At 46.7% G+C, this 3,858-nt stretch carries 4 protein-coding genes and 1 pseudogene; 1 reads left to right on the forward strand and 4 read right to left on the reverse strand.

Translation table 11 applies throughout. The features are described 5' to 3' along the window. Window positions 1-44: 44 nt before the first annotated feature. From AACS92_RS19765 to ltrA, 3 genes are all read right to left on the reverse strand, one after another. Window positions 45-383, reverse strand: a complete 339-nt coding sequence (locus AACS92_RS19765; protein WP_099111976.1) for an SAM-dependent methyltransferase — start codon at window positions 381-383, stop codon at window positions 45-47. A gap of 169 nt (window positions 384-552) precedes the next feature. Continuing rightward, the gene (locus tag AACS92_RS19770; RefSeq protein ID WP_255398524.1) at window positions 553-675 is read right to left on the reverse strand and encodes a hypothetical protein; all 123 of its coding nucleotides are present in this window, start codon (window positions 673-675) and stop codon (window positions 553-555) included. A gap of 77 nt (window positions 676-752) precedes the next feature. After that, window positions 753-2,429, reverse strand: a complete 1,677-nt coding sequence (gene ltrA, locus AACS92_RS19775; RefSeq protein WP_099111977.1) for a group II intron reverse transcriptase/maturase — start codon at window positions 2,427-2,429, stop codon at window positions 753-755. Between ltrA and AACS92_RS19780 the strand changes: the two genes are divergently transcribed. Continuing rightward, complete coding sequence (locus tag AACS92_RS19780; protein ID WP_193757014.1) at window positions 2,408-2,785, forward strand: hypothetical protein; 378 nt, start codon at window positions 2,408-2,410, stop codon at window positions 2,783-2,785. The genes ltrA and AACS92_RS19780 overlap by 22 nt on opposite strands. A 306-nt stretch (window positions 2,786-3,091) precedes the next feature. Here AACS92_RS19780 and AACS92_RS19785 read toward each other — a convergent pair. Continuing rightward, window positions 3,092-3,760, reverse strand: a pseudogene (locus AACS92_RS19785) (TIGR03747 family integrating conjugative element membrane protein); the annotation flags it as partial. Window positions 3,761-3,858: the final 98 nt, after the last annotated feature.

Genomic DNA, 3,858 nt, shown 5'->3' on the forward strand with positions numbered 1-3,858 from the left:
TTATTCCAAATCCGAAGAGATGCATGACAAAGTGGTAGGTACGTTCATTGAGCGTGAATACTATCTTTCATAACAGATCTAACTATTGGGAGCATGACCGACTTTAGAATATCATGCTCCCAAATTTTCAGATTGGGGAGCATGATATGATTGAGTAATATTGTATTAATATCCGTTGCCACCACACTGCCGTTAGCTCCAACATGCTGACACAACCATTTAGCTATTGAACCATTTCCGGCCCCGATTTCCAGACAACGAGCACCTTGGCCAAGGTCGAGCATTTTTATACGACGCTGAGTCAGAGGATCTAATTGTTGTTCTAATAATGATAAACGATAGCTAGCCAGTTTATAAGAATTATCCAATGTATAACTTGACATAAATAACATCCAATATTGCGTATGGGTATTATTTTATCGAGCATAAAAATAAAAATAACTTAATTATTTCAAATGGTAATATTATAATTTGATGAGCCTTAATTTTTTTTGATGCCTTGGATATGAGGTGTCTTGAGCAACCAAATTGACAATATATACTCTATGGGTCTCAGGATAGATTAACGTGAGTACCAGACTGACGCGCCGCCATGCGGCTTGTCTGCTGACGATGACCTACAAAACCAACAGCCGTTTTGTAGGTCATCGTCCAGCAATGTCGAGTAGCGAGCACGTATTACTACGCACCCGCCCTCTAAGAACCGTACGAGCGACTTTCACCGCATACGGCTCAAGCCTTTATAAACCTGCTTAGCAGGCCAGCGTGTTAACCGAAAATTCGCGCTCATGAACCTCATGATGGCAAGAAGGATGGAGTAATACTCTGTTTCCGATGACATCTCTGCCGCCCCGATGGCGAGGCACCAGATTGTGCTCCTGCCAGCCTGTTTCTTGAGTGATTGGCATTTTACACAACGCACAACGTCCCTGTTGTTCGCGATAAAGAATGAATATTTGCCGACGATACCGGAGCTTATTCATCATCCGTTTCGTCCGCAACATTTCACCCTCTTGTTCCCATGCCGGATCAAATGGATTGTACTTCCCCTTCACCTTTAAATGGCGTCGTATCGGGATACTTGAGATATCATACAGTACCCCTTCCCTCGTTCCACTTTCTGTGTCAGAGGCGAAGACCCAGTCCCGGTTACCTATGGTGTGAAAATAGCGATCTTTCACCCATTGAGCTCCTTTCTTCTGATGTCTCCGTCTGGCCCATTGCCAGAGCATAAACCAGATCTGTGCATTCACTTTATGAAGCGTCGATTTGGCTACCACGGGTTGATGGTACTGTGCCCAGCCTTTCAGTAGGCGGTTAAGAATGTGGATAAGATTCACCTGCTTCGCCGCCCGATTGGCCGTGATTGTCTCCTTAACTTTTTGACAGAATGCTTGCACATTCTTCTTGGCGGGTTTGATCAGAAACTTTCCGCCGTATTTGCGAAAATTCCACCCCAGAAAATCAAAACCCGTATCTATATGTGTAATGTGTGTTTTTTCCTCAGACAACGTCAATCCCCGTTCGGACAGAAAGCCTTCAATCCAGGATTTAACCTGCTCTTCCAGCATTTCTTTCGAACGGCAGGTGACTACAAAGTCATCGGCATACCGCACTATATTGATCTTGTTTATCCGGGCGCGTTCCTTGCCGATGTGTTTCTTAAGCAAGGCTTCTAATCCATCCAGAACCATATTCGCCAGTGTTGGGGAGATAATCCCACCCTGTGGGGTTCCTTCCTCTGTTGCTGCCAGATTTCCCTGATACACGACACCTGATTTTAACCAGTTGCGCAGCACTTTCTTATCCATAGGGATATGTTCGAGCAGCCACTTATGGTTGATATGATCAAAACACCCTTTAATATCCGCTTCCAATACCCATTGTGGAGAACGTTTTTTCGACAGGCAACAAAACAATTGTGCCATTGCGTCTGCCGTTGAGCGTTCTGCTCTGAAACCATAGCTGTTTGGATCGCCGGTTGTTTCTGCCACAGGAGATAATGCCAGCAGATACAACGCCTGCATAGCGCGATCTTTCAGGGTAGGAATGCCCAGAGGGCGATGTTTACCCTTTGATTTTGGGATGAAAACCCGACGAAGAGGACTCGCCTGATAACCCCGGCGTTTTAACGTCTGGGCAGCTTTCCACTTCGCTTCTGGTGTTGACCATAATTTTCTGTCAACGCCAGGGGTTCGTTTACCGCTACTTTCAGTCACTCGCCGAACCGCCAGAAATTTGGCGGTTCGGGAGCGAACCAACATCCGTTGCAACGCTTTCACTTTGCGCCAGTTGTTGGCCTTACACGCTTTCGCAATCCGGATCTGTAGTGCTCTCACCGTTTGTTCAACATGACACCAATCGATATCGTGCCAGCAGAATAAACCGTGGGAAAGCGCAGACACTGATGTTGCCGAGTGCGCTACCATGCTGCTTTCCTCCATTATCGTCAGAGTGTTACAGGTTTCATGCGATTAAAGACCAGATGGAAGTGGGCTCACTTTCGCGTCAGGTGATGTTTCAACCCGTATTCTGGCTATTACGACCAGACCTTCGCTTTCTCCATCCTCCTTTACCCGCACCGTCAATAGCATTCCTTACGGTCTGCCTGCCCCGAGGGCAACGATACGGGCTTACCGTGTTCCTCACCAATTACACGACTGGGTTAGGATCTGCCTATTCACCGGTGGCTTTGATGACGACGTGCTCCCACTATAAACAAGAGCAACCAGCCACATACCCTTTTGGTCAGTGCCTGACAGCAGCTTTGGCACATCAAAATTAACGATGTTTATCAGCAATTCACTTACATTATCCCTACCAGTCAGCCTTGCGCCTTACCCCGATGCTGCTTCGAGGATCGTAATCCCCCCCTCACAGGGATGATCACACCTAACGGTGGCTACTTTCCGGAGGAGCTTCAGACAAAACCGTTACCCGTAATGCCTGTCCTCTTGGGCTACTGTTGGTCGTACAACAGGTCAATCTTCATTCTGATATTGAATGTTTGACAATAACTGGCGAAGCTTATAATTTACTTCAAATCAATGTATCAAATTGTTTTTAATTGAAATAAATATTCACGTCGCACTTAAAGGTATTTCTTAAACATCGAAGTCGTGATCACCACCGCCATCCCCAGCAAGAGTGCCGCAGACAACAATATCACCGTAGGATACACCACATCCGGCTAGGATAAATACAGCACACAGAGAATGGTGCAGGCCGGTTTAATGCCCCGCTTAGCATGATGGTAAACAAAACTCGATTCATAGCCTGCGCCATACCGGCGTAAGTCCCGTCGCCCCAGCCCGTCAACCAGCGCGACCAACACCACCATCACAAACAACGGAACGGACAGCACCAGAATCGCCAGCCGGATCAGCGTCACCATCGTGATAAACACGGTAGCCAGCGCATATTCCCGCAAATAACCCGATATGCTATGTAATACCGTATTGAATTCACGCAGAAAATCATTGCGGCTATTAAGCTGAGAGTGCGATTGCCCCTGTATCCAGTGCAGAAAACCACTGTCAACAAACAGCCATTGATAGGTCTGCGCCAGCCAGTCAGAGACCGTTTGTGAAGGTTCTGACAATAACAGACTCCGGGTAAACTCCGTGGATAAAAATTGCAGCTCGGTTTTCATCATCGTCTGGCTGTGAGCCGCGCCTTCATCCGGCCAGAAAAAAGTCATCCCAAGATATTCCAGTAACAGACTGAACAGCCACGACATCACAATAAAGCCAATGAGCTGGTCATGCTCCCAATAGTTAGATCTGTTATGAAAGATAGTATTCACGCTCAATGAACGTACCTACCACTTTGTCATGCATCTCTTCGGATTTGGAATAA

The sequence above is a fragment of the Xenorhabdus sp. KJ12.1 genome, assembly GCF_963876495.1.
Lineage (GTDB): Bacteria > Pseudomonadota > Gammaproteobacteria > Enterobacterales > Enterobacteriaceae > Xenorhabdus > Xenorhabdus stockiae.